General features: G+C 66.6%; 21 protein-coding genes. 19 read left to right on the top strand and 2 right to left on the bottom strand.

Annotated features, from left to right (window positions below; translation table 11 throughout):
* Positions 1–10 precede the first annotated feature (10 nt).
* The 6 genes from ACVIJ6_RS02030 to ACVIJ6_RS02005 all read left to right on the top strand — a co-directional run bounded on the left by ACVIJ6_RS02030 (position 11) and on the right by ACVIJ6_RS02005 (position 8,532).
* A complete protein-coding gene (locus ACVIJ6_RS02030; protein WP_456771255.1) occupies positions 11–1,441 on the top strand; it encodes an NAD(P)-binding domain-containing protein in 1,431 nt (476 codons plus the stop codon).
* Between the two features lie 149 nt (positions 1,442–1,590).
* Entirely contained in the window at positions 1,591–3,210 is a 1,620-nt protein-coding gene (locus ACVIJ6_RS02025) for an ABC transporter substrate-binding protein (RefSeq protein WP_456771254.1), read from the top strand.
* A gap of 236 nt (positions 3,211–3,446) precedes the next feature.
* On the top strand, positions 3,447–4,478 hold the full coding sequence (locus tag ACVIJ6_RS02020; protein WP_456771253.1) for an ABC transporter permease: 1,032 nt from the start codon (positions 3,447–3,449) through the stop codon (positions 4,476–4,478).
* Positions 4,475–5,335: an ABC transporter permease gene (locus ACVIJ6_RS02015; RefSeq protein WP_456771252.1), complete on the top strand. Its 861-nt coding sequence runs from the start codon at positions 4,475–4,477 to the stop codon at positions 5,333–5,335. Before ACVIJ6_RS02020 ends, ACVIJ6_RS02015 begins: the two co-directional genes overlap by 4 nt.
* Before the next feature lie 23 nt (positions 5,336–5,358).
* A complete protein-coding gene (nikE, locus tag ACVIJ6_RS02010; protein WP_456776877.1) occupies positions 5,359–6,996 on the top strand; it encodes a nickel ABC transporter ATP-binding protein NikE in 1,638 nt (545 codons plus the stop codon).
* 120 nt (positions 6,997–7,116) lie between these two features.
* Positions 7,117–8,532, top strand: coding sequence for an FAD-binding oxidoreductase (locus tag ACVIJ6_RS02005; RefSeq protein ID WP_456771251.1), 1,416 nt, complete (start codon positions 7,117–7,119; stop codon positions 8,530–8,532).
* A 46-nt stretch (positions 8,533–8,578) separates the two neighbouring features.
* On the opposite strand, the gene ACVIJ6_RS02000 is transcribed toward ACVIJ6_RS02005, so the two are convergent.
* Both ACVIJ6_RS02000 and ACVIJ6_RS01995 read right to left on the bottom strand, forming a co-directional pair.
* The gene (locus ACVIJ6_RS02000) at positions 8,579–10,060 is read right to left on the bottom strand and encodes a mannitol dehydrogenase family protein (RefSeq protein WP_456771250.1); all 1,482 of its coding nucleotides are present in this window, start codon (positions 10,058–10,060) and stop codon (positions 8,579–8,581) included.
* 9 nt (positions 10,061–10,069) lie between these two features.
* Entirely contained in the window at positions 10,070–11,092 is a 1,023-nt protein-coding gene (locus tag ACVIJ6_RS01995; RefSeq protein WP_456771249.1) for a Zn-dependent oxidoreductase, read from the bottom strand.
* A gap of 159 nt (positions 11,093–11,251) precedes the next feature.
* On the opposite strand from ACVIJ6_RS01995, the gene ACVIJ6_RS01990 reads away from it, so the two are divergent.
* From ACVIJ6_RS01990 to ACVIJ6_RS01930, 13 genes are all read left to right on the top strand, one after another.
* Positions 11,252–12,268, top strand: coding sequence for a TRAP transporter substrate-binding protein (locus ACVIJ6_RS01990; protein ID WP_456771248.1), 1,017 nt, complete (start codon positions 11,252–11,254; stop codon positions 12,266–12,268).
* 42 nt (positions 12,269–12,310) lie between these two features.
* Positions 12,311–14,173 carry a TRAP transporter large permease gene (locus ACVIJ6_RS01985; protein WP_456771247.1) on the top strand — a complete coding sequence of 621 codons (1,863 nt, stop codon included), beginning with the start codon at positions 12,311–12,313 and terminating at the stop codon, positions 14,171–14,173.
* A gap of 18 nt (positions 14,174–14,191) precedes the next feature.
* Positions 14,192–14,917 (top strand): GntR family transcriptional regulator, encoded by a 726-nt coding sequence (locus tag ACVIJ6_RS01980; RefSeq protein ID WP_456771246.1) that lies wholly within the window; start codon positions 14,192–14,194, stop codon positions 14,915–14,917.
* A 32-nt stretch (positions 14,918–14,949) separates the two neighbouring features.
* A complete protein-coding gene (gene uxuA, locus ACVIJ6_RS01975) occupies positions 14,950–16,146 on the top strand; it encodes a mannonate dehydratase (RefSeq protein ID WP_456771245.1) in 1,197 nt (398 codons plus the stop codon).
* Between the two features lie 53 nt (positions 16,147–16,199).
* Positions 16,200–17,231 (top strand): L-idonate 5-dehydrogenase, encoded by a 1,032-nt coding sequence (locus ACVIJ6_RS01970; protein ID WP_456771244.1) that lies wholly within the window; start codon positions 16,200–16,202, stop codon positions 17,229–17,231.
* A 17-nt stretch (positions 17,232–17,248) separates the two neighbouring features.
* Complete coding sequence (locus ACVIJ6_RS01965; RefSeq protein WP_456771243.1) at positions 17,249–18,175, top strand: sugar kinase; 927 nt, start codon at positions 17,249–17,251, stop codon at positions 18,173–18,175.
* Positions 18,172–18,816 carry a bifunctional 4-hydroxy-2-oxoglutarate aldolase/2-dehydro-3-deoxy-phosphogluconate aldolase gene (gene eda / locus ACVIJ6_RS01960; protein WP_456771242.1) on the top strand — a complete coding sequence of 215 codons (645 nt, stop codon included), beginning with the start codon at positions 18,172–18,174 and terminating at the stop codon, positions 18,814–18,816. Before ACVIJ6_RS01965 ends, eda begins: the two co-directional genes overlap by 4 nt.
* Positions 18,817–19,059: 243 nt before the next feature.
* The gene (ytfQ, locus tag ACVIJ6_RS01955) at positions 19,060–20,025 is read left to right on the top strand and encodes a galactofuranose ABC transporter, galactofuranose-binding protein YtfQ (protein ID WP_456771241.1); all 966 of its coding nucleotides are present in this window, start codon (positions 19,060–19,062) and stop codon (positions 20,023–20,025) included.
* A 94-nt stretch (positions 20,026–20,119) separates the two neighbouring features.
* Positions 20,120–21,670, top strand: a complete 1,551-nt coding sequence (locus ACVIJ6_RS01950; protein ID WP_456771240.1) for a sugar ABC transporter ATP-binding protein — start codon at positions 20,120–20,122, stop codon at positions 21,668–21,670.
* Positions 21,667–22,659 carry an ABC transporter permease gene (locus ACVIJ6_RS01945; protein ID WP_456771239.1) on the top strand — a complete coding sequence of 331 codons (993 nt, stop codon included), beginning with the start codon at positions 21,667–21,669 and terminating at the stop codon, positions 22,657–22,659. The genes ACVIJ6_RS01950 and ACVIJ6_RS01945 overlap by 4 nt, the downstream gene beginning before the upstream one ends.
* The gene (gene yjfF / locus ACVIJ6_RS01940) at positions 22,656–23,651 is read left to right on the top strand and encodes a galactofuranose ABC transporter, permease protein YjfF (protein ID WP_456771238.1); all 996 of its coding nucleotides are present in this window, start codon (positions 22,656–22,658) and stop codon (positions 23,649–23,651) included. Before ACVIJ6_RS01945 ends, yjfF begins: the two co-directional genes overlap by 4 nt.
* Positions 23,648–24,391: a FadR/GntR family transcriptional regulator gene (locus ACVIJ6_RS01935; protein ID WP_456771237.1), complete on the top strand. Its 744-nt coding sequence runs from the start codon at positions 23,648–23,650 to the stop codon at positions 24,389–24,391. Before yjfF ends, ACVIJ6_RS01935 begins: the two co-directional genes overlap by 4 nt.
* A complete protein-coding gene (locus tag ACVIJ6_RS01930; RefSeq protein WP_172235533.1) occupies positions 24,388–26,124 on the top strand; it encodes an IlvD/Edd family dehydratase in 1,737 nt (578 codons plus the stop codon). The genes ACVIJ6_RS01935 and ACVIJ6_RS01930 overlap by 4 nt, the downstream gene beginning before the upstream one ends.

Genomic DNA, 26,124 nt, shown 5'->3' with positions numbered 1-26,124 from the left:
GGTGGGCGGCATGAGCGACGGTCTCGCCGCGCTGACGGCCCAGGTTCGTAGCGACCTCGCCAGGATCGCCCATCCCAGCATGCCATGGCTGACGCCCGTGACCGCTCCCGATGGCCGCCCTGCGCTCGACGTCCTGATCGTCGGCGGCGGCCAGTCCGGGCTCGCGACGGCGTTTGCGCTGCTGCGCTCGCGAGTCAGCAACATTCTCGTGCTCGACAAGGCCGAAGCCGGCCGTGAAGGGCCGTGGCGCACTTATGCGCGCATGCCGACCCTGCGCAGCCCGAAGGACTTTACCGGGCCCGATCTCGACATTCCCAGCCTGACCTATCAATCCTGGCACGAGGCGACATTCGGTGTTGACAGCTGGCGCGAACTTGACCTGATCCCGCGCGAATATTGGGCAGACTATCTCGCCTGGTATCGCGAGGTGCTCGATCTTCCCGTGCGCAATGGCTGCGAGGTCGTCGACATCGCCGCCGCTGCTGACGGCTTGCTGCAGGCGACCGTGCGCGGCAAGGACGGTGAGACGACGATCCATGCGCGCAAGATCGTGCTCGCGACTGGACAAGAAGGCATGGGCGACTGGAGCATTCCGGAGCCGCTGCGGCAGCTTCCGTCGACGCGTTGCGCCCATTCCGGCGCGGAGATCGATTTCGCGAGCCTGCGCGGCCGCCGCGTCGCCGTGATCGGCGCCGGCGCGTCGGCCTTCGACAATGCGGCAGTAGCGCTCGAGACCGGGGCGGCGCGCGTGGATCTCATGTGCCGCCGTGCGGACATCCAGCTGATCCAGCCCTATCGCTGGCTGACCTTCCGCGGCTTCCTCAGGCATTTCTCCGAGCTCGATGATGCCTGGCGCTGGCGCTTCATGCGCGCGGTGCTGGAGCTGCGCGAAGGCTTTCCGCAGCACACTTATGATCGCTGCGCCCGCCATGCCGCGTTCCACCTGCACGAAGGCGCGCCCGTGCTGGCTGCGCGCGAGACGCCCGACGGCGTCGTGCTGCAGACGGCGAAAGGCGAGGTCACCGTCGACTTCGTGATCAGCGCCACCGGCATCACGATGGATTTCGCTCAGCGGCCTGAATTGAAGCGCTTCGCCGCCAACATCGCGCGCTGGTCGGACCGCTACACGCCCGATGCGAGCGAGCGCAATGATCGGCTTGGCGCCTTTCCTTATCTCGCCGACGACTATGCACTGTGCGAGCGCAACGCGGGCGAGACGCCGTGGATCAGCAATATTCATGTCTTCGCCATTGCCTCGACGATGAGCTTCGGCGCCTCGGGATCGTCGATCAACGCGATGACGACGGCGGTGCCGAAGCTGGTGCATGGGATCACCCGCGGCCTGTTCAAGGCCGATATCGACAAGCATTGGGCGAGCTTTCAGGCCTACGACGTGAGGCAGGCCGAAGTGCGCCGCGACCGTGCCGGCGAGCGCGCATGAGAGTTCGCGCGGCGCCATGCGGCACTGCGCCATCAGGATTCGCTCGTCATCTCCGGTGGCACGTGATTTGCTGCTGCGCAGGCGTCGCGATGACCGCTGGCAGGCTGTTTTGAGTGCCGGATTTTGAGACTGATGAAGGAACAGGGGCGATGAGTTTCGAAATGTCCAAACGCTCGTTATTCGCGGCGGCCGCGTTGCTCGCGGTGACGCTCGCAGCGCCGTCAGCCGATGCGCAGAGCCGCGCGGAGACCCTGCGCTACGTCACCGGCGCCACCGTGAACACGCTCGATCCGAATATCCCGGGGTCGACGCGCGAAGCCTTTGCGCTGTCGATGTCGAGCTATGACCGGCTGGTGTCGTTCGGTCGCAAGCAGCTCAATGGTAAGTGGGTGTTCGATCTCGACACGATCACCGGCGAGCTCGCCGAATCCTATTCGGTCAGCGCCGACGGTCTGAAGATCACCTTCAAGCTGCGCGCCGATGCGAAGTTCCAGGACGGCTCGCCGGTCACGGCCGAGGACGTCAAATGGTCGCTCGACCGCTGCGTCACCGCGCCAATCCTTGGCAAGGCCCAATTGCTGACGGGCTCGCTGACATCGGCCGATCAGTTCAAGGTGATCGACCCGCTGACGATCGAGGTGACGCTGCCCAAGCCGGACAAGCTGGCGCTGCCGAATCTGGCGACCGTCTATCCGATCATCATCAACTCCAAGCTCGCCAAGGCGCACGCGACTGCCGAGGATCCCTGGGCGCTGAACTGGACCAAGGAGAACGCGGCCGGCAGCGGCGCCTATATTGTCGAGACCTTCAAGCCGGGCGAGCAGGTGATCGCCAAGCGCAACGAGGCCTGGAACCGCGGCACGCCGGACAAGCCGGCGGCGTTCAAGCGCCTGATCATCCAGTCGGTGCCGGAGCCGGCGACGCGCGCCAATCTCGTCGAGCGCGGCGACGCCGATCTCGTCATCGACCTGCAGGCGAGCGACGTGCAGTCGCTGGAAGGCAAGGGCAAGCTGAAGGTGATCTCGACGCCGCAATACAATGCGGTGACGTTCATCTCGATGAACAACACCATCCCGCCGTTCGACAACGTGAATGTGCGCCGTGCCATCGCCTATGCGCTGCCCTATGACGACATGTTCAAGGCGGCGCTGTTCGGCCGCGGCGCGCCGCTCTACGGCGCGACCTGGGCCGATGGCAAGCCGCCGAGCGGCGGCTATCCGATTCCGCAGCCGATCAAGCTCGATCTGGAGAAGGCCAAGGCCTATCTGAAGGAGGCCGGCATGCCCGATGGCTTCTCGACCACCTTCAGCTTCAATGTCGGCCAAGCGGCGACCGCCGAGCCGATGGCGGCGCTGGTGAAGGAGCAGCTCGGCAAGATCGGCATCAAGGTCGACATCCAGAAGCTGCCCGATGCGCAGATGTCGACGGCGATCAACGAGAAGAAGCTGCCGTTCTTCATCGAAGGCATCGTCGCCTGGCTGCCCTCGACCGACTATTTCTACCGCAACTTCTACACCGGCAAGCAGCGCTGGAACTACTCCTCGACCGACAATGCGGAGCTGGAGAAGATCGCACAGGAGGCGCGCTTCGAGGCCGACAAGGCGACATATGAGGAGCAGGGCAAGGCGCTCAACGCCATCCATTTCGACCAGATGTTCCAGATCCCGATCTGGCAGGCGGCGCAGGACGCGGTGATGCAGCCGACGGTGGACGGCTATGTCTACCAGTTCACGCGGCAGGTCGATTATCGTAACCTGAGCCGCAAGTAGGACGACCAACGCAGTTTGGGCCGATCTCGTGAGGCCAACTCGGTTCACCTCTCCCATAGGGAGAGGTCGGATCGCATCGCCAGATGCGATCCGGGTGAGGGGAGCCGGTTGATAGTTTCGGCCGTGGCGCCCCTCACCCGCGCCTGCGGCGCGACCTCTCCCCGCCGGGGAGAGGTGGGGAGATCGTGGCGGGCGGCGGGATTCGATGGCGATGGCTTGGGACAGAAGGTAGATCCATGGGCACGATCGGCGCAACTTTGCTGCGGGCAGGACGACGCTTCGTCTCGTCGCTGCCGGCGCTGTTCGGTGTCCTGGTCTTCACCTTCCTCTTGATGCGCGTGCTGCCGGGCGATCCGGCCGTGTTCTTCGCCTCCGGCCCCAATGCCGGCAAGGAGGAGATCGAGGTGATCCGCCGGCAGCTCGGGCTCGACAAGCCGCTGCCGAACCAGCTCGCGATCTATCTCTATGACGTCGGCCGCGGCAATCTCGGCCGCTCGATGATGACCGGGCAGGCGGTCGCCAAGGACCTCGAGGAGCGGCTGCCGGCCTCGCTCGAGCTGACCTTGACGGCGTTGCTGATTGCGCTGGTCTCGGCGGTGCCGCTCGGCGTGCTCGCTGCGCTCCGGCCGGGCTCGCTGGTCGACCACGCCGTGCGCCTGTTCTGCTCGCTCGGTGTCTGCGTGCCGACCTTCGTCTCCGGCCTGCTGCTGATCTACGTGTTCTATTATCTGCTCGGCTTCGCGCCGGATCCGACCGGGCGTATCGACATCTTCGCCACGCTGCCGCCCTCGCGCACTGGCTTCCTGATCATCGACTGCCTGCTCGCCGGTGATCTCGACGGCTGGTGGGCGGCGGCGCGGCAGCTGATGCTGCCGGCGCTGACCATGGCGCTGTTCGTGATCGCGCCGCTGGCGCGCATCACCCGCGCCTCGATGCTGGTGTCGCTCGGCAGCGATTTCGTCCGCACCGCGCGCTCGGTCGGGCTGTCCTGGTGGCGCATCGTCGTGACCTATGCGCTGCGGAACGCGATCCTTCCCGTCATCACCATCGCGGGCATCGTGTTCTCGACCATGCTGGGGGCAAACGTGCTGGTGGAGAAGGTGTTCTCCTGGCCCGGCGTCGCCTCCTACGCGCTCGATGCGCTGCTGGTTTCGGACTATGCGCCGGTTCAAGGCTTCGTGCTGCTGATGGCGACGATCTTCGTGATCGTCAATCTCCTGGTCGATGTGCTCTACGGCATCGCCGACCCCCGGGCGACGGTGGCATGAGCACCATCGAGACCCCATCCACCTTGCGCCACACCGCCTTCGTGCTGCGCGGCAATCCGGTCACCGCGATCGCGGCCGCCGGCGCGCTGCTGCTGGCGCTGCTCGCGATCTTTGCGCCATGGCTGGCACCTTATGATCCGATCGCATCCGAAGTCTCGGCGGCGCTGCAGCCGCCGAGCGCGACGCATTGGTTCGGCACCGACCAGCTCGGCCGCGACGTGCTCAGCCGCCTGATCGTCGCTAGCCGGCTCGATCTCACCATCGCGGTGACCGCGGTCGCCGTGTCCTTTGCGCTCGGCTCGGTCGTCGGCGCGCTCTGCGGTTATGCCGGCGGCCGGCTCGACAGGGCGGTCGGCCGCTTCGTCGACGTGCTGATGGCGTTCCCGCTGTTCGTGCTGGCGATGGCGATGGTCGCCGCGCTCGGCAACCGGGTCGAGAACATTGTGATCGCGACCGCGATCATCAACTTGCCGTTCTACATCCGCTTCGCCCGCGCCGAGGTGAACATCCGCCGCAATCTCGGCTGGGTCGAGGCCGCCCGCGCCTGCGGCGAAAGCCACGTGGCGGTGGTGTTGCGCTTTCTGCTGCCGAACGTGCTTCCAGCGATGGCGGTGCAGATGTCGCTCAATCTCGGCTGGGCGATCCTCAACGCCGCGGGCCTCTCCTTCATCGGCCTCGGCGTCAAGCCGCCGACGCCGGAATGGGGCATCATGGTCGCCGAGGGCGCCCGCTTCATCTCGACTGGGCGCTGGTGGCTGGTGGCGTTTCCAGGCCTGGCGCTGATGAGCGCAGTGCTGTGCTTCAACCTGCTCGGCGACGGCTTGCGCGACATCCTTGATCCGAGGATGAGAACGTGACCGCCCCGGAACGCACCGCGCCGCTGCTCGAAGTCGAGAACCTCAACGTGACCTTCTCGACCCGCCGCGGTCTCGTCGAGGCCGTGCGCGGCGTGTCGCTGTCGCTGCAGCCCGGCGAGATGCTCGGGCTGGTCGGCGAGAGCGGCTCGGGCAAATCGGTCACCGGCTTTGCCATCACCCATCTGCTCGACAACGCCGGCCGCATCACCGACGGCCTGATCCGCTTCAAGGGCCAGGACATCACCCGCGCCGGCGGCGCCGATCTGCGCAGCCTGCATGGGGCGGCGATGTCGATGATCTTCCAGAATCCGCGCGCGGCGCTCAATCCGATCCGCACCATCGGCCAGCAGATTGCGGACGCGATCCTCGCCCATCGGCGGCTGTCACGGCAGGAGGCGCAGGCCGAGGCGCTGAGCCTGCTCAAGGCCGTGCAGATCCGCGATCCCGAGCGGCGCATGAGCGCCTATCCGCACGAGCTGTCGGGCGGCATGTGCCAGCGGGTGATGATCGCGGTCGCGATCTCCTGCAATCCATCGCTGCTCATCGCCGACGAGCCGACCACCGGCCTCGACGTCACCACGCAGAAGGTGGTGATGGACCTGCTCGCCCGGATCGCCGCCGACCGCGGCATGGCGACGATCCTGATCACGCATGATCTCGGGCTGGCCGCGCGCTACTGCGCGCGCGTCGTGGTGATGGAGCAGGGCCGGCTGGTCGAGGAGGCCGCGCCGCTGACGCTGTTCCATCGCCCGCAGCATCCCTACACCAGGCGCCTGGTCGCGGCATCGCCGACGGCGACCTCGCGCATCGAGGATCTGGTTCCTGATGGTGAGAGGATTCCGCTGGTCGCGGTGACGGAGCTGCCGCCGCCGCCGCACGGCACGCCTCTGCTGCTCGATGTCAAAGCCGTCAGCAAGCGTTTCGACGACGGCACGGTCGGCGTTGCTGATTTCTCGATGACGATGCGCGGCGGCGAGAGCGTCGGGCTGGTCGGCGAGAGCGGCTCCGGCAAGAGCACGACGTCGCGCATGATCTGCCGCCTGATCGACGCCAGCGCCGGCGAGATCCTGTTCGACGGCCAGTCGATCGGCCAGATCCCTGCGCGCGACTTCCACCGTTCCGAGCTGCGCAGGGACATCCAGATCGTCTTCCAGGATCCGAACGACAGCCTCAATCCGCGCTACACGGCGTTCGACTGCATTGCGCATCCGCTGCTGCGGCTGATGAATATGCGCAGCGGCGACAAGCTGCGCCAGCGCGTCGAGGAATGCGCCGACCGCGTTGGGCTCCCGCGCGAGCTGCTGTCGCGCTTTCCACATCAGCTGTCAGGCGGCCAGAAGGCGCGCGTCGGCATTGCCCGCGCCATCGCCTGCAAGCCGCGGCTGCTGGTGCTGGACGAGCCGACCGCGGCGCTCGACGTCTCTGTCCAGGCGGTGGTGCTGCAGCTCCTCAACAAACTCCGGCGCGAGGACAATCTCGCCTTCCTGTTTGTCAGCCACGATCTTAACGTCGTGCGCATGATGTGCGATCGCACCATCGTGCTGCGCACCGGCGTCATCGTCGAGCAGGGCGAAAGCCGGGCTTTGTTCGCCAATCCGCAGACTGACTACACGCGCGAGCTGGTCGATGCGGTTCCGCATATCGCCCCGACGCTGGCCTGAGCGTACCCCATAACAATCGATTATGGACGGCGGACAACTTGGTATTGGGGCCGCGATCGGTGGAGCTGTTAGTTTACGGCCGTCGCCATCCCACCCGCTCGAAAGGCTGAAGCGCTGACCATGACGGAGCTGATTTCCAGGCTGCAGGACGCCGTCGGCGCCGCGCATGTTCTCGTCGCAGCCGAGCATCAGGCGCCTTATCTGCGCGATTGGCTCGGCAAGTATCATGGGGCGGCGTTGGCGGTGGTGCGGCCGGGATCGACCGAGGAGGTCTCGGCCGTGATGGCCGCCTGCGCGGCGGCCCGTGTCGCCGTGGTGCCGCAAGGCGGTCACACCAGCCTGTCCGGCGGCGCGACGCCGGATGCGAGCGGCCGGGCGATCGTGCTGTCGCTGTCGCGGCTGAACCGGATTCGCAAGATCGATCCGATCGGTCAGACCGTCGTCGTCGATGCCGGCGCGGTGCTGGCCAAGGTCCAGGACGCCGCGCGGGATGTCGGCCTGCTGTTTCCGCTCAGCCTCGGCTCCGAGGGCAGCTGCACCGTCGGCGGTAATCTCGCGGCGAATGCCGGCGGGGTCGCCGTGCTGCGCTATGGCGTGATGCGCGAACTGACGCTCGGCCTCGAAGTGGTGCTGCCGGACGGGCGGATCTGGGACGGCCTGCGGGCCCTGCGCAAGGACAACACCGGCTACGCGTTGCGCGATCTCTTTATCGGCTCGGAAGGGACGCTGGGCATCATCACGGGCGCCGTGCTCAAGCTGTTTGCGCAGCCGACCGCGCGCGCCACCGCGTTTGTCGCAGTGGCCGATGCGGCGGCCGCGCTCAAGCTGCTGCGGCTGTCCCGCAGCCATTGTGGCGACCGCCTCACGGCGTTCGAATTTCTGACGGCTGCCACCCTCGACATGATCTTCCGCCAGATACCTGATGCGCGGCTGCCGTTCGCAGCGCTGCCTGCTGCAGCGGTGCTGATCGAGCTCAGCGATATCGGCGACGAGGCCGCGTTGACGGCGCGGCTGGAGGCCACGCTGGCCGACGCGATGGCGGAGGGGCTGGCCTCCGACGCCGTCGTGGCGCAGGACGGCACGCAGGCTAAGGCGTTCTGGCGCGTGCGCGAAAGCGTGTCGGACGCGCTGGTGCGCGAGGGTAAGGCGCTCAAACACGACATCGCCGTGCCGGTCGCCGAGGTCGCCGATTTCGTCAAGGTGATGGATGCGTCTGTCGACGCCGCGCTGCCCAGCATCCGCCCCATGGTGTTCGGCCATCTCGGCGACGGCAACCTGCACTACAATCTGATGCGCCCGCTCGCCATGACGGAGGACGAGTTCTACGGCCACGGCCCGCGCATCACCCGCATCGTCCACGACGAGATCACCCGCCGCCGCGGCTCTATCAGCGCCGAGCATGGCATCGGCCAACTCCGCACCGCCGAGATGCCGCTGTGCAAGCCGCCGCTGGAATTGGAGCTGATGCGAGGGCTCAAGCGCGTGCTCGATCCGCATGGGCTGATGAATCCGGGCAAGCTGCTGCCGAACGTGTAGTTCGCGACGGAGGTCGCGCGTTCGTCCCGTCAAAGCCGGCGTGACGTCAGCCTGCGTTTTGCAGGATCTGCGCGACCGTCGCACGGGTTCCATTCAGGAAGAGGCGATCGAGCGCTGCCTGAACCGTACGCGCGAAACGAGGATCGTTCGGTAACTCATTGCCGAACACCGACGTGACCGATAACAACGCCGGCGCGAGCCGGTTCGCGACCGGTCCGGCTTCATCGGCCAGCGCCCGCAGCTTTATCGCCAGCGGGTCACACAGCGCGATCGGCTGGCCTTGTTCGTCGGTGCCGCTGACATAGCGCATCCATCCGGCCACGGCGAGCGCGAGGCGGGTGATCGGCAGGCCGCGGCCGAGGCGGTCGCTGATGGTGCCGAGCAGGCGCTGCGGCAGCTTCTGCGAGCCGTCCATCGCGATCTGCGCTGTCAGATGCTTGAGCGCGGGATTGCGGAACCGCTGCAGCAGCGCGGCGCGATAGGCTGTGACGTCGAAGCCGCCGAGCGCGGGCAAAGTCGGCGTGACCTCCTCGCGCATCATGTCCTCGACCAGCCCGGCGAGCTCAGGCTCGGCCATCGCCGCGGCCACGGTCTGGCAGCCCATGAGATAGCCGAGATAGGCGATGGTCGAATGCGCGCCGTTGAGCAGCCGCAGCTTCATCAGCTCGAACGGCGCCACGTCGCGCACGAATTGCGCGCCACTCGCGTCCCAGGCCGGACGGTCGCCGCCGAAATCGTCCTCGATCACCCACTGGCTGAACGGCTCGGTGACGACAGGCCATGCATCGTCGAGGCCCAGCGCGGCGCGGACCTCCTCGCGGTCGGCATCGGTGGTGGCGGGCACGATGCGGTCGACCATGGTCGAGGGAAAGTGGACCTCGTCCGCGATCCAGCGGGCGAGATCGCGATCGACCAGCTCGGCGAAGGCGATGGCGAGGCCGCGCAGTGTGTGACCGTTGGCCGGCAGGTTATCGCAGGCCAGCACGGCATAGGGCGGCAGACCCTGTTGCCGCCGCAGCCGCAGGCCGCCGACGATGAATCCGAGCGTGCTGCGGGGATGCGTGAGATTGAGAATGTCGTGACGGATGTCGGGATCATCAGCGCGCAGCGCGCCGGTCGCGGGATCGTGGCTGTAGCCCTTCTCGGTCACGGTGGTGGAGACGATGCGCACGACGGGATCTGCGAGGCGTGCGAGTAGGCCGGCCGGATCCTCCGGCGCCACGGCAAGTCCGGTGAGCGTGCCGACGACGCGCCGCTGCTGTCCGCCGCCGTCGCTCGCCGTCACGCTGTAGAGGCCGGCCTGCGGCTGCAGCGCGTCGCGCGTATCCGGCGAGCGCAGGGAGACGCCGAGGATGCCCCAGCGCGGATCGTCCTTGAGCAGGGCGTCGGTGTAGACGGCCTGATGGCCGCGATGGAACGCGCCGAGGCCGAGATGGATGATGCCGGTCGCGACCGCCGCGCGATCGTAGTCCGGCTTGCGGATGCCGGCGGGCAGGCGGTGGAGCGTTGAGGGGCTGAGGCGGTCCATGTCGGGACTTCAGAAGATCAGCTGCACTTTGCAGCATTCGGTCTGATTGTGCTCGAACGTGTCGAAAGCGGTCGCGTAGTCATCGATCCCGAAGCGGTGGGTGATCAGCCGCTCCGGCTGCAACGTGCCGCTGGCGAACCAGTCGATCACCTTGGCGAACTTGCCGCTGTTCAGCCGGGACGCGTGGATCGCGAGCTCCTTGGCGGTAACCTTCTGCTGCACGATCGTCGACGGCTCGGCCGAGAAGCCGAGCAGGCCGATCCGCGCCGCGGGCGAGGCGATCTCGATGGCCTCAGCGAGAATGGACGGATGGCAGGCGGCATCGATGATCAGGGTCGGCTTCACGCCGGCGTCCACCAGCGCCGCGGGCAGGGCGGCCTGTGCGGTGTTGATGACGCGGTCGGCGCCATTGTGCCGCGCGGCGTCGAGCCGTGCATCGATGCGATCGGTGACGATCAGCTCCTTCACGCCATAGACGTGCTTGAGCACCTGGATCACGGTCAGCCCGATCGGTCCCGCGCCATACACCAGCGCAATATCGGCGGCGAACACGCGGGCGTGGTCGGTGATGTTGGCGGCGATCGAGAACGGCTCGACCAGCGGCGCCTTGTCGTCGCCGACGCTGTCAGGCAACAGATGCGCGTTCTCGGCCGGCACGCAGGCATATTCAGAGAAGCCGCCGTCGCGGTGGACGCCGAGCACCGCAAGATCAGCGCAGACATTGGGGCGGCCGACCGAGCAGGGATAGCAATGACCGCAGGCGACCACGGGATCGACCACGATGCGGGCCCCGAGCCGCGCCTGCACGCCGTCGCCCAGCTTGTCGATGCGGCCGAAGAATTCATGGCCGATGACGCGTGGATAGCGCGCGAACGGATTGCTGCCGTGAAGGATGTGGATGTCTGATCCGCAGATGCCGGCGCGTTCGACCTTGATGCGGATCTCGCCGCTCGCAGGTTCAGGGATGGCGCGGGTTTCGATCGACAGGCGGCCGGGCCGCTCCACCACCAGGCTCTTCACACGTTCCTCCATCCCTGAGGCTCATCTCGACCGTGAGCGGGCGTCGTATAGCAACCTTAAAACTTGGATACAAGTTATCTATTGAAACGTATTTTGGTATCCATTATAGGCTGAGAATATTGGAATGACATACAAAAGGCCCCCAAGCGGGCCGGCAGGGGAGGTTTGCCAATGTCTTCAGTCACATCCATGTCCCGTCGCCGCTTCGTCGGCTCCGCGCTCGCAGGGGCCTCGGTTCTGGCGCTCGGGTCCGCGCAAGCGCAGTCGGCCAAGTATCGCCTGCGCTACGGCACGGCGTTTCCCGCCACCCATCCCGGCGTCATCAGAATCATCGAGGCGTCCGAGCTGATCAAGAAGCAGACCAACGGCCTGGTCGATCTGCAGGTCTATCCGAACAGTCAGCTCGGCAGCGAGCCCGACATGTTCTCGCAGGTCCGCAGCGGGGCGCTCGACTTCATGTCGACGTCAGGCGTGAACCAGACGGTGGTGCCGATCGGCGGCATCAATGCGGTCGCCTTCGCGTTCGAGAGCTACGACCAGGTGTGGTCGGCGATGGATGGCGATCTCGGCAACCATGTGCGTGGCGAGTTTGCCAAGGTCGGTCTGCACGTGCTGCCGAAATGCCTCGACAACGGCTATCGCAACATCACCTCCGGCGCCAAGCCGATCACCTCGCCTGATGATCTCAAAGGCTTCAAGATCCGCGTGCCCGGCAATCCGCTGTGGGTCACCTTGTTCAAGACGCTGGGCGCCGCGCCGACGCCGATCAATTTCGGCGAGCTCTATGCGGCCTTGCAGACCCGCATCGTCGATGGTCAGGAGAATCCGCTGGCGCTGATCCAGAGCGCCAAGCTCTACGAGGTGCAGAAGTTCATCGCGCTGTCCGGCCACATCTGGGACGGCCATCACATCTTCGCCAATGCGACGCGCTGGAATGGTCTTCCGGCCGATGTGCGTGATGCCGTCACCGCTGCATTGTCCGACGCCGCCGTCAAGGAGCGGCAGGACATCCAGAGCTTCAACGAGAAGGCGCAGGCCGAGATGCAGGCAGCCGGGATCACGTTCAACAAGGTCGATACGAAACCGTTCCGGGACGCGCTGCGCACCGCTGGCTTCTACACCGAGTGGAAGACCAAGTTCGGTGCTGAGGCCTGGGGGCTGCTCGAGAAATCGGTCGGCCAGCTCTGAGACCGTTACAGCGCGCGGATACGCTGCCTGCAGGAGTACACAATGGCCGTTGACATCACAGCGACGACCTCCGTGCCGTCGCATGGCGCGTTCGCGCGGTTCGACCATTTGCTCGGCCGGACGGTCGAGGCGCTGGCGGCTGCGCTCGTCGTCGCCGAGCTGGTCCTGCTCGGCGCGGCGACGGCCGCACGCTACGTCTTCAACGCGCCGCTGATCTGGTCGGACGAACTCGCCACCGTGCTGTTCGTGTGGCTGGCGATGCTGGGCGCGGTCGTGGCGTTGCGCCGTTCCGAGCACATGCGGCTCACCGCTTTCGTGCGCAATCTCGCGCCGGAATGGCGGGCGCGCACCGACGCGCTCGGCTTGATGCTGGTCTGCGCCGTGCTGGTCGCTCTGGTGATGCCGTCCTGGCATCACCTCGAAAGCCATATGATCAGCCAGATGCCGGTGCTGGAGATCAGCGAAGGCTATCGCGAATCGGCGATGCTGGTCGGTGTGCTCCTGATGCTGCTGACCGCGGTCGACCGGCTGATCCAGCAGGCGAGCCTCACGCAGATCATCGGCGCGCTGGCGCTGGTGCTTGCCGGCGCAGGTGCGCTCTCCGCGGCCGCGCCGGTGCTGGAAGATCTCGGCAACATCAATCTCGTGATCTTCTTCTTCGTGCTCGTCGCCGGCGCCATGGTCATCGGCACGCCGATCGCCTTCACGTTCCTGCTCGCCACTGTCGCCTATCTGCATTTCAGCACCACGGTGCCGGTGTCGATCGTGCCCGGCCGCGTCAGCGAGGGCATGTCGCACATGGTGCTGCTGGCGGTGCCGATGTTCGTGCTGCTCGGCGCGCTGATCGAGATCGCCGGGCTCGCGCGGGCGATGATCCTGTTCCTGGTCTCGCTGATCGGTCATCTGCGCGGCGGCCTGCAATATGTGCTGCTCGGCGCGATGTACCTGGTCTCCGGCATCTCCGGTGCCAAGGCCGCGGACATGGCCGCGGTGGCGCCAGCGCTGTTCCCGGAGATGAAGCAGCGGGGCAGCAACGAGGGCGATCTGGTCTCGCTGCTGTCGGCCTCGGCCGTGATGTCGGAAACCATACCACCCTCGATCGTGCTGATCACGGTGGGATCGGTGACCGGCGTGTCGATCGCCGCGCTGTTCACCGGCGGGCTGCTGCCGGCGGTGGTCGGCCTGCTCGCGCTCTCGGTCGTGGTCTACATGCAGACCCGCAAGGAGGATATGACCGGAGCCCAGCGCTTCGACGCCAGGACGCGGCTGCGGCTGTTCGCGATCGCCATTCCCGGCCTCGGCCTGCCGATCGTGATCCGCTCGGCGGTGGTCGAGGGTGTCGCCACCGCGACCGAGGTCGCGGCCATCGGCGTCATCTACACGGTGCTGGTCGGCATCTTCTTCTATCGCCAGTTCGACTGGAAGCGGGTCTATCCGATCCTGGTCGATACCGCCTCGCTGTCCGGCGCGATCCTGCTGGTGGTCGGCGCTGCCACCGGCATGGCCTGGGCGTTGACGCAATCCGGCTTCTCGCAGCAACTCGTCGACATGATGGTCGCCGTGCCCGGCGGCCGCTGGGGTTTTCTGCTGATCTCGGCGCTCGCCTTCGTGGTGCTCGGCAGCGTGCTCGAAGGCGTGCCGGCGGTGGTGCTGTTCGGGCCGCTGTTGTTTCCGATCGCGCGCATGATGGGCGTGCACGAGGTGCACTACGCCATCATCGCGGTGTTCGCGATGGGGCTCGGCCTGTTCACGCCGCCATTCGGTGTCGGCTTCTACCTCGCCTGCGCCATCGGCCGCGCCTCGCCGGACGAGGTCATTCGCCATGTCTGGCCGCACCTCGCCGCGCTCCTGGTCGCGCTGTTGCTGATCGTGTTCCTGCCATGGATCTCGATCGGTTTCCTGTGAATCGGATAGGCTGCCGCCATGGATGACGATCTGACACCGTTGACGCGACTGGACGGCAAGGCCGGGCGGCGGCTCGCCGACCAGGTCTATGAGCGGCTGCTCGAGGACATCGTCTCCGGCGCGCTGCCGCCGGGCACGCCGATGGCCGAGCTCGATTTGTGCGAGCGTCTCGGCGTCAGCCGCACCCCCGTGCGCGAGGCGCTGATCAAGCTCGCCGACGTCGACCTTGTGCGCATCTATCCGCAGAGCGGCAGCGTTGTGGCCCCCGTCTCGCGCGAGGCCTTTGGCGAGGCGCAGTTCATCCGCGAGCATCTGGAATGCGCGCTGGTCGCCGAGGCCGTGCGCTACATGGATGCGACCTCGTTGCGCGAGCTGAATGAGCTGATCGAGAAGCAGAAGGCCGCAGCGACGCCGGGCGAATTCTACGCCCATGACGAGGCGTTCCACCAGACCATCGCCCGCACCAGCCGGCATCCGCATGTCTGGCAGGTGATCCGCCAGACCAAGATCCATTTCGACCGCGTCCGCCATCTGACCCTGATCGAGGACGCCGGCCATATTCCGCTCCTGATCGCCCAGCATCAGGAAATCCTGGACGGGCTCGCGGCCTGCAACGAGGCGCAGGCGGTCGCGGCGATGCGACGGCATCTGCGCGAGGTGTTCCGCCGCGCCGACGGCATCTTTGCCCGTCAGGAGGAGATGGCGCAGGCCGAGCCACGGACACGGGCCCGGCGGCGGCGCTGATCGCACCGGCTCAGTTTTGAGAGGTAAGAGACATGGAACAGACGTGGCGCTGGTTCGGACCTGATGATCCCATCACCTTGCCGCAGGTCCGCCAGACCGGCGCGACCGGCATCGTGACGGCGCTGCACCACATTCCCTATGGCGTGGTGTGGAGCACCGACGAGATCATCAAGCGCATCGGCCTGATCGAAGGTGATTCATCGCTGCGGCTGCGCTGGAGCGTGGTCGAGAGCCTGCCGGTGTCGGAGGCGATCAAGCTGGGCGAGGGCGATCTCACCACCCTGTTCGAGAATTATCGCCAGTCGTTGCGCAACCTCGCGGCATGCGGTATCACCACGGTCTGCTACAATTTCATGGCGGTGCTCGACTGGACCCGCACCGAGCTCGCGTTCCGGCTTCCCGGCGGCGCCACCGCCCTGCGCTTCGACCAGGACCGTCTCGCTGCTTTCGATTGCTACATCCTGCAGCGTCCGGGGGCCGAGGCGGAGTTTTCCTCCGATGTGCTCGACCGCGCCCGCGCCTGGGTGGCGCAGGCGTCCGAGTCCGATAAGGACCGGCTGCTCGCGACCATCATGGCGGGACTTCCCGGCGCCTACGACCGCTACGACGTGCCGGGCCTGCGCCGCATGCTGGAGACCTATCGCGGCATCGGCCATGCCGAGCTGCGTGCCAATTACGCGCGTTTCCTGCGCGAGGTGGTGCCGACGGCCGAGGAATGCGGTGTGAACCTGTGCGTCCATCCGGACGATCCGCCGCGCGACCTGTTCGGCCTGCCGCGGGTGGTGTCGTCGGCCGAGGATCTGCAGTTCATCGTCGATGCCGTCCCGTCCAAGGCCAGCGGCATCACCTTCTGCACCGGGGCGCTCGGCGCCGGCGGGCACAACAACGTCCCGGCATTGGCCGAGCGTTTCGCCCCGCACATCCGCTTCGTGCACCTGCGCAACGTCACCAAGATGCTCGACGGCTCGTTCATGGAGGCGGAGCATCTGCGCGGCGATGTCGACATGGTTAACGTCGTCACCACGCTCCTCAAGGAGCAGGCCCGCCGCAAGGCTGAGGGCGAGCCGGATTGGCGCATCCCGTTCCGTCCGGATCATGGCCATGAGCTCGCCGATGACATCGGTCGCGGCACGCATCCCGGCTATCCCCTGGTCGGGCGGCTCAAGGGCCTGGCCGAGATCCGCGGCGTGATGACCGCAGTTGCCGCCATCAACCGCTTGCCGGTGTGAGCCAGTCGTGATCTAGGATCGGAGCACAAGGCGAGACAGGGAGACCCGGCCCCATGCGTGCGGTCGTCATTCACGCGCCCAAGGATCTGCGCATCGATAGCTTTCCCGATCCGGCGCCGGGGGCCGGCGAGGTCCGGGTCAAGATCGAGGCCGGCGGCATCTGCGGCTCCGATCTGCATTACTACCATCATGGCGGCTTCGGCACCGTTCGCATCAAGCAGCCGATGGCGCTGGGACACGAGATCGCCGGCGTCGTGGCCGCGGTCGGCGCCGGCGTCCAGGGCCTGTCGGAGGGCACGCGCGTTGCGGTCAATCCGAGCCTGCCATGCGGACAATGTGCGTATTGCCGCGAGGGGCTGCGCAACCAATGTCTGGACATGCGCTTCATGGGCAGCGCGATGCGCGATCCCCACGTCCAGGGCGGCTTCCGCGAATATGTCACCGTCGATGCCGCGCAGGCGGTGCCGATCGCGCCGTCCTTGTCGCTCGGCGAGGCGGCGATGGCCGAGCCGCTGTCGGTCTGCCTTCATGCCGCGCATCAGGCCGGCTCGCTGCTCGGCAAGCGTGTGCTGGTGACGGGCTGCGGCCCGATCGGCGCGCTGTCGATCCTGGTTGCGCGGTACGGCGGAGCAGCCGAAATCGTGACTACTGATGTCGCCGATGCCCCACTCGCGGTTGCGGGCAGGCTCGGTGCTAGTCACGCGTTCAATGTGGGGACGGAGCCGTCCGCGCTCGATCCCTGGCGGGCCGGCAAGGGCCAGTTTGACGTGTTGTTCGAGGCGTCCGGCAACCAGGCCGCGCTGCGGTCTGCGCTCGACGTCATGAGGCCCGGCGGCGTCATCGTGCAGCTCGGGCTCGGTGGCGAAATGACTCTGCCGCTTAACACGCTTGTCACGAAGGAGCTGCAATTGCGCGGCACTTTCCGCTTCGACCGCGAATTCGAGCTGGCGCTGCGGCTGATGGGCGAGGGGCTTCTGAATGTGAAGCCGCTCATCTCCGCGACGCTGCCGTTCCAGGAGGCGATTGCTGCCTTCGAACTCGCCAGCGATCGAAGCCGGTCGATGAAGGTTCATTTGACGTTTTGATGGATGGATCGACGCCGATGAAAGTCGCCTGCATCGGAGAGTGCATGGTGGAGTTTGCGCAGGAGGACGGAAGTCTGTTCCGGCGCGGTTTCGGCGGCGACACGCTCAACACGGCGCTCTATCTGGCGCGGCTCGGCGTGCCCACCTCCTATGTCACCGCGCTCGGTGACGATCCGTTGAGCGCGATGATGCTGGCGGCATGGCAGGCGGAGGGTATCAACACCGCCGAGGTGCTGCGGGTCGATGGCCGCGTGCCCGGCCTCTATATGATCGAGCGCGACGCCAAGGGCGAGCGCAGCTTCCTCTATTGGCGCGACCGGGCGCCGGCGCGCGAATTGTTCGACCGCGCTGATCCTGCGATGCTCGACCGGCTGTCGCGCTTCGACCTGATCTATCTCTCCGGTATCAGCCTGTCGCTGTACAGCGAGACCGGCAAGGCCAAGCTGCGCGAGCTCCTGACGGTGGCCCGCAAGCGCGGCGCGCGTGTCGCGTTTGACGGCAATTACCGGCCCCGCGGTTGGCCCAGCCGCGAGGCGGCGCAACGCGCGTTCCGGGCGATCCTGCCGCTGGTCGATCTGGCGCTGCCGACGCTGGAGGACGAGCAGATGCTGTTCGGCGATTCCGACGTGTCGGTCAGTCTGCGCCGCTTCAAGGACGCAGGGGTCCGGGAGATCGTCATCAAGCGCGGCGCGCGCGGCTGCCTGATCGACGCCGATGGCGTGCTGGTCGACATCACGCCGCCGCAGGTGATGCAGCCCGTCGATACGACCGCGGCCGGCGATTCCTTCAATGCGGCCTATCTGGCCGCGCGTCTCAATCGGGTGCCGCCGCGCAAGGCTGCGCTCGCAGGCCACCGGCTCGCCGGTGCCGTGATCATGTCGCCGGGCGCGGTGATCCCGCGCGCGGCGATGCCGAAGGACATTCTGGCGCAGAGCGAGGCATGATGAGCAGTCCGGACAAGCGCGCGAAGCTCGCTGGCATCTTAGCGCTCGCGCCGGTGATCCCGGTGATCACGATCGAGGACGCGGCGCAGGCGGTGCCGCTGGCACGTGCCCTCATTGCCGGTGGTCTGCGGGTCATCGAGATCACGTTGCGGACGCAGGCCGGTCTCGATGCCGCGCGCGTGATCATCGATGAGGTGCCGGACGCTGTGGTCGGCATCGGAACGGTGCTGACGCCTGCGGACTATGAGCGTGCCGCCAGGCTCGGGGCCGCCTTTGCGATCAGTCCGGGCCTGTCGATCGACCTGCTGGACGCCGCGAATGAAGGCGAGCTGCCGTTTGCGCCGGGCGTCCAGACCCCGTCCGATCTCATCGCCTGTGTCACGCGCGGCTACGAGCTGGTCAAGTTCTTCCCCGCGGTGCCGGCCGGCGGCCTCGCCGCGCTCGATGGACTGGGTGGGCCGTTCCCGACCGTGCGCTTCTGCCCGACCGGCGGCATCAATGCCGGCAATGCGGCGCAGTGGCTGGCGCACAAGAAAGTCGTCGCGCTCGGCGGCTCCTGGATTGCGCCTGCGGCCGACATCACGGCCGGCGCCTGGGCCGCGATCGAACAGCGTGCCCGCGCGGCGGCGGCCCTGCGCTGAGGGGCTGGTTACAACTTCAGATTTTGCTAGAGTGGCCTGCCATATCTTGGCGGGCTTTTCTTGTGCGTTTGCGCGTTCTTTCAGCGTCCGCCAAAAAGTATTACAGTAAAATAATATGACTAGTCAGGCCTGATGTTCCGTGGAATAACGAGCACGTCGGCTGTTGCGGCCGGCTCAAAAGGTGCGTCGACACCGCGTGCTGCGGCGGCGCACCCAGAATCGATTATTGTGGGAGAACGCCTGATGACCCTGAAAGCCCTCTTTGCGGCGTCCGCGACGGCCGCCTTGTTGCTTGCCAGCTCCGCCAGTGCCGCCGAATTGACCGTCGGCTTTTCGCAGATCGGATCCGAGTCCGGCTGGCGCGCTGCGGAGACCTCGGTCTCGAAGTCGGAGGCGGCCAAGCGCAAGATCAACCTGAAGATCGCTGACGCCCAGCAGAAGCAGGAGAACCAGATCAAGGCGATCCGCTCCTTCATCGCCCAGAACGTCGACGCGATCTTCCTCGCGCCGGTCGTGGCCTCGGGCTGGGATGCCGTGCTGAAGGAAGCCAAGGAAGCCAAGATTCCGGTCGTGCTGCTCGACCGCGACATCGATCCCTCGGGCAAGGACCTCTATCTGACCGCCGTCACCTCTGACAGCGTGCATGAGGGCGAAGTGGCTGGCGAGTGGCTCGCCAAGACGGTCGGCGGCAAGGCCTGCAACGTGGTCGAACTGCAGGGCACGGTCGGCGCCAGCGTCGCCACCAACCGCAAGAAGGGTTTTGATGCCGTCGTTGCCAAGAACGCCAATCTGAAGGTTGTGCGCAGCCAGACCGGCGACTTCACCCGTGCCAAGGGCAAGGAAGTGATGGAAAGCTTCATCAAGGCCGAGAACGGCGGCAAGTCGATCTGCGCGGTCTATGCCCATAATGACGACATGATGGTCGGTGCGATCCAGGCGATGAAGGAAGCCGGCCTCAAGCCCGGCAAGGACATCCTGACCGTCTCGATCGATGCCGTGCCGGATATCTTCAAGGCGATCTCAGCCGGCGAAGCCAACGCCACCGTCGAGCTGACGCCGAACATGGCGGGCCCCGCTTTTGACGCCATCGTCGCCTTCAAGGAGAAGGGCACCGTGCCGCCGAAGTGGATCCAGACCGAGTCGAAGCTCTACACCGCTGCTGACGATCCGCAGAAGGTCTACGACAGCAAGAAGGGTCTGGGCTACTGAGTCGCACGATACTGCCGTCGTCCTGGCGTTCGCCGGGACGACGACTGTCGAGGCGCCCAGCCAGATCGTCCGCAAAGTAGTCAAGTCGTTCGTCATGTCTGATAGTTCAGCTCCACCGGCAGCGCGGCCCTCCCTTCTGGAGATCCGTGGCCTGACCAAGAGCTTCGGTGCGTTGAAGGCGCTGCAGGATGTCGACTTCACGCTCGGTGAGGGCGAGATCCACGCGCTGCTCGGCGAGAATGGTGCCGGCAAGTCGACCTTGATCAAGGTCGTCACCGGCGTGTTCGCGCGCGATGCAGGAACTGTCCGTCTCGCCGGCGATGAGATCGCGCCGCGCTCGGCCAAGGATGCCGTCGATGCCGGCATCGCCACCGTCTATCAAGAGGTGAACCTGCTGCCGAACCTCTCGGTGGCGCAGAATCTCTATCTCGGCCGGCAGCCGACACGCTTTGGCGTCGTGCGGCAGGCCGAGATGCGGCGGCGCGCGCATGCGCTGCTGCTCGACTACGGCCTGGATATCAATGTCGGCGCGCCCTTGGCGAGCTATTCAGTGGCGGTCCAGCACATCACGGCGATCGCGCGCGCGGTCGATCTGTCGGCGCGCGTCCTCATTCTCGACGAGCCGACGGCAAGCCTCGATCGCCATGAGGTCGAGATTCTCTTCAGGGTGATGCGAAAGCTCGCTGCTGATGGAATCGGCATCGTCTTCGTCAGCCATTTCCTCGATCAGGTCTATGAGATCTGCGATCGTGTCACCGTGCTGCGCAATGGCCGCCTGATCGGCACGCGCGACATCACCGATCTGCCTCGGCTCGATCTCATCCGCATGATGCTGGGGCGCGAGCTCGCCGAGACCACCCACGAACGCGCCGCGAGCCAGCCCGATACGGCGCGCGAGGTCTGCGTCAGCTTCAAGGGCTTTGGCAAGCAGGGGTACGTGGCGCCGTTCGATCTGGAGCTTCGCCGCGGCGAGGTGGTCGGGCTGGCCGGCCTGCTCGGCTCGGGACGAACCGAAACGGCAAGGCTCGTGTTCGGGGCCGAGCGCGCCGACAGCGGCGAAGCCAGTGTCGCGGGCAAGGCTGTCAGGCTGAACTCGCCGCGCGACGCCGCAGGCCTCGGCTTCGGCTATTGCCCGGAGGAGCGCAAGACCGAGGGCATCGTCGCCGATCTCACTGTCCGCGAGAACATCGTGCTGGCGCTGCAGGCGCGGCGCGGCCTGCACCGTCCGCTGTCGCGGCGTGAGCAGGACGAGATCGCGATGCGCTACATCCGCATGCTCGACATCAGGCCGCCCGATCCGGAGCGTCCGATCGGGCTGTTGTCCGGCGGCAATCAGCAGAAGGCGCTGCTGGCGCGCTGGCTCGCCACCTCGCCGAAGCTGCTGGTGCTCGATGAGCCGACCCGCGGCATCGATGTCGGCGCCCATGCCGAGATCATCCGTCTCGTCCGCGACTTGTGCGAGCAGGGGCTGGCGCTGCTGGTGATTTCCTCGGAGCTCGACGAGATCGTCACTTATTCCAACCGCGTGGTCGTGCTGCGCGACCGCGCCCATGTCGAGGAGCTGAAGGGCGACGCCGTCGAGGTCTCCAGCATCCTTGCGGCGATCGCGGCCGATGGCGCGCCGGTGCACGAGGCTGCATCATGACGCTCCGGATCCCCCGCCGCGGCCTCGCGCAGGCGTTTGCGCTGATCGTGATCCTGATGATCGATCGCGCGGTGTCGCCGCAATTCTTCAATCTGCATCTGCAGGATGGCCGGCTGTTCGGCAGCGTCATCGACGTGCTCAACCGCGGCACGCCGGTGGCGCTGCTGTCGCTCGGCATGGTGCTGGTGATCGCGACCGGCGGCATCGATCTGTCGGTCGGCGCGGTGATGGCGATCGCGGGCGCCACCGCGGCGAGCCTCGCCGATACCCATTCGCTGCCGGTGGTGATCGCCTCCGCGCTCGCCGTCGGCCTGGCGTGCGGATTGTGGAACGGCATTCTCGTCGCCGTGCTGCGCATCCAGCCGATCGTGGCAACGCTCATCCTGATGGTCGCGGGCCGCGGCATCGCGCAGCTCATCACCGAGGGGCGCATCGTCACCTTCACCTCGCCCGACCTGGTCTGGATGGGCAATGGCGCCGTGCTCGGCCTGCCGACGCCGATCGTGATCGCCATCGGCATGCTGCTGCTGACGGGAGCGGTCGTGCGCGGCACCGCGCTGGGGCTCTTGATCGAGGCGACCGGCGGCAATGCCCGCGCCAGCGAGCTGTCGGGCGTCGGCACCCGCGCGATGATCCTGTCGGTCTATGTCTGGTGCGGCATCTGCGCCGCGCTCGCCGGTGTCATCGCTGCCGCCGACATCATGGGCGCGGATGCCAACAATGCCGGCCTCTGGCTCGAGCTCGATGCCATCCTTGCGGTGGTGATCGGCGGCACCTCGCTGTTCGGCGGCCGCTTCAGCCTGGTGCTGGCGGTGGCCGGCGCACTGATCATCCAGGCCATGAACACCGGCATTCTGCTGTCCGGCTATCCGCCGGAGCTCAATCTCCTGGTGAAGGCCGTCGTCGTGCTCGCCGTCCTCCTGGCGCAGTCGCCGCGCCTTGGCGATCTCTCGCGCTTCACCGCGCGCTGGCGGAGGAGCAAACCATGAAGGCCTCGACCTCGGTCGCCATCACCGCCGCCGTGCTCGTCGCCGGTTTTGCGCTGTGCGCGCTGCAATTTCCCAACATCGCCTCGACGCGTGTGGTCGCCAATCTGCTCACCGACAACGCCTTCCTCGGCATCGTCGCAGCCGGCATGACTTTCGTGATCATCTCCGGTGGCATCGACCTCTCGGTTGGCTCGGTGATCGGCTTCACCACGGTGTTCGTCGCGCTCGCCGTCGAGCGCTGGGGCATCCCGCCGTTTGCGGCCTTTGCGCTTGTGCTCGTACTGTGCGCGCTGTTCGGCGCCGCGATGGGCGCGGTCATCCACGTGTTCGATCTGCCGCCCTTCATCGTGACGCTTGCCGGAATGTTCCTGGCGCGCGGCATCAGCTTCCTGCTCTCGACCGAGTCGATCCCGATCACCGCGCCGATCTACAGCGCCGTCTCGGACTTCGCGATCCGGCTTCCTGGAGGAGGGCGGCTCACCGCGATCGCGATCGCGATGCTCGCGATCCTCGTGCTCAGCGCGCTTCTGCTTCACCTCACCCGCTTCGGGGCCAATGTCTACGCGCTCGGCGGCAGCCGTGCCGCGACGGCTTTGATGGGCATCCCGGTGGGATCGATGACCATCCGGATCTACACGCTGTCGAGCGTGCTCGCGGGCCTCGCCGGCATCGTCTTCTCGTTCTATACGGCGGCCGGCTATTCGCTCTCCGCGGTCGGCGTCGAACTCGACACGATCGCGGCCGTCGTGATCGGCGGAACCTTGTTGACGGGCGGCCAGGGCTCCGTCATCGGCACCTTCCTCGGCGTCCTGATCCAGGGCATGATCCAGACCTACATCAATTTCGACGGTACGCTGTCGAGCTGGTGGACCAAGATCGCCACGGGGGTTCTGTTGTTCGTCTTCATTGCGCTGCAGCAAGGTCTGATGGCGCTCGCGCGCCGCTCGTCCGTCAAGCCCGCAGGGGTCAAACCCGTGGGGGTGAGCACGTGACCACGTCGCATATCGTCTCGATTCCGACGCGACGCGCCCATTCCAACCATGCCGAGGTCGCCCGCAGCATCGGCATCGATATCATCTCCGGCCGTCTGGCCGAGGGCGCGCGCCTGCCGGGGGACGCCGAGCTAACGGCGACGTTCGGCGTGTCGCGCCCGGTGCTGCGCGAGAGCGTCAAGACGCTGGTCGCGAAGGGACTGCTGTCAACCAAGGCCCGCGTCGGCACCGTGGTGCGCGGGCGCTCGGACTGGAACATGTTCGATCCGGACGTGCTCGCCTGGCACCTCGACGCCGGCATCGACAAGCGCTTCCTCGCCGACCTCGCCGAGATCCGTCTGGCGATCGAGCCGCGGGCGGCGGCGCTGGCGGCCGAACGGCGCAGCGACGACGACGTGGCGGCGATGCGCATGGCGATGGCGCAGATGGAGCGTGAGCCGTCGACCTCGGTCGCCTTCGCCGATGCCGACCTTGCCCTGCACATCGCGATCGCCAATGCCTCCGGCAATCCGTTCATGCGCTCGATCGGCGCGGTCATCGAGGCGGCGCTGCGCGCCTCCTTCGTGCTGAGCGCGCCGGTGGAGACCGCCGATCGCGACACCGTGCTGGTCTGGCACCAGCGCATCATCGACGCGATCGCATCGCGAGAACCCGAGGCCGCCTCCGAGGCCATGATCGAAGTCATCTACAACGGCCGGCGGCGTCATGCGCAATCGGTTGCACGAACGGACCAGGAATGAGCAACGATAAATCAGACAAGCAGCTGCGCAGCCAGGCGTGGTTCGGCCGCCAGGACAAAATGGGCTTCTATTATCGCTCATTCCTGAAGAACAGCGGCACGCCGCAGGACCGCTTCGAAGGCCGCCCGGTCATCGGCATCTGCAACACCTGGTCGGAGCTGACGCCGTGCAACGCGCATTTCCGTGTCATCGCCGAGCATGTGCGTCAGGGCGTGCTCGATGCGGGCGGCTATCCGCTCGAATTCCCGGTCTCCTCGCTCGGCGAGGTGACGATGCGCCCGACCGCGATGCTGTTCCGCAACCTCGCCTCGATGGATGTCGAGGAGGCGATCCGCGCGCATCCGCTCGACGGCGTCGTGCTCTTGATGGGCTGTGACAAGACCACGCCGGCGCTCCTGATGGGGGCGGCCTCGGCCGACCTGCCGGCGATCGGCGTCTCCGGCGGCCCGCAATTGCGCGGCGTCTATCGCGGCCAGATCATCGGCTCCGGCACCAACATCATCTCGATGAGCGAGCAGCTGCGTGCCGGTGAGATCACGCTGAAGGAATTCCACGAGGCCGAAGCGGGCATGAACCGTTCCGCCGGCAGTTGCATGACCATGGGCACGGCCTCGACAATGGCGTCGATGGTCGAGGCGCTCGGCATCGGCCTGCCGGAGAACGCCGCGATTCCGGCCGCGGACGCGCGGCGCAACCTGCTGGCCCGCATGGCCGGGCGGCGCATCGTCGAGATGGTCGGAGAAGATCTGAAGCCGTCGGACATCCTCACGCGCCAAGCCTTCGAGAATGCCATCCGTACGCTGGCGGCGATCGGCGGCTCGACCAATGCGGTGGTGCATCTGCTCGCCATTGCTGGCCGCGTCGGCGTCGAGCTGACGCTCGACGATTTCGATCGTCTGTGCCGCGATGTGCATTGCCTGGTCGACCTGATGCCCTCGGGCCGCTTCCTGATGGAGGACTTCTACTACGCCGGCGGCCTGCCGGCGGTGCTGCGCGCGCTCGGCGAGCGCGGCCTGCTGCACAAGGATGCGCGCACCGTGAATGGCAAGACGCTGTGGGACAACGTCGCCGACGCGCCCAACTACAATGCCGAGGTGATCACGCCGTTCGAGACGCCGTTCAAGTCCGAAGCCGGCATCGCCATCCTCACCGGCAACCTCGCGCCCAATGGCGCGGTCATCAAGCCGTCGGCGGCCTCGCCCGAGCTGATGAACCACACTGGACGCGCCGTCGTGTTCGAAAGCGTCGAGGAGATGCATGACGCCGTCGACGACGACACGCTCGACATCGATGCGTCCTGCATCATGGTGCTGAAGAATTGCGGGCCGAAAGGCTATCCCGGAATGGCCGAGGTCGGCAACATGCCGCTGCCGGCCAAGCTGCTGCGCGAGGGCGTGCGCGACATGATCCGGATCTCGGATGCCCGGATGTCCGGCACCGCCTATGGCACGGTGGTGCTGCATGTGGCGCCGGAGGCGACCGTCGGCGGACCGCTGGCGCTGGTGAAGAACGGCGACATGATCACGCTCGACGTCGCCGCGCGCCGGCTGCATCTGCATGTCAGCGACGAGGAACTTGCCACGCGCCGCGCCGCCTGGACGCCACCGAAGCCGCACGCGTCGCGCGGCTATCAGAAGCTCTACATCGATCACGTGCTGCAGGCTGATCGCGGCGTGGATTTCGACTTCCTGGTCGGCCGCACCGGCTCGCCTGTGCCGCGCGACAATCACTAA

Source organism: Bradyrhizobium sp. USDA 4369 (assembly GCF_054056435.1).
This window is presented reverse-complemented; position numbering and strand designations above follow the sequence as displayed.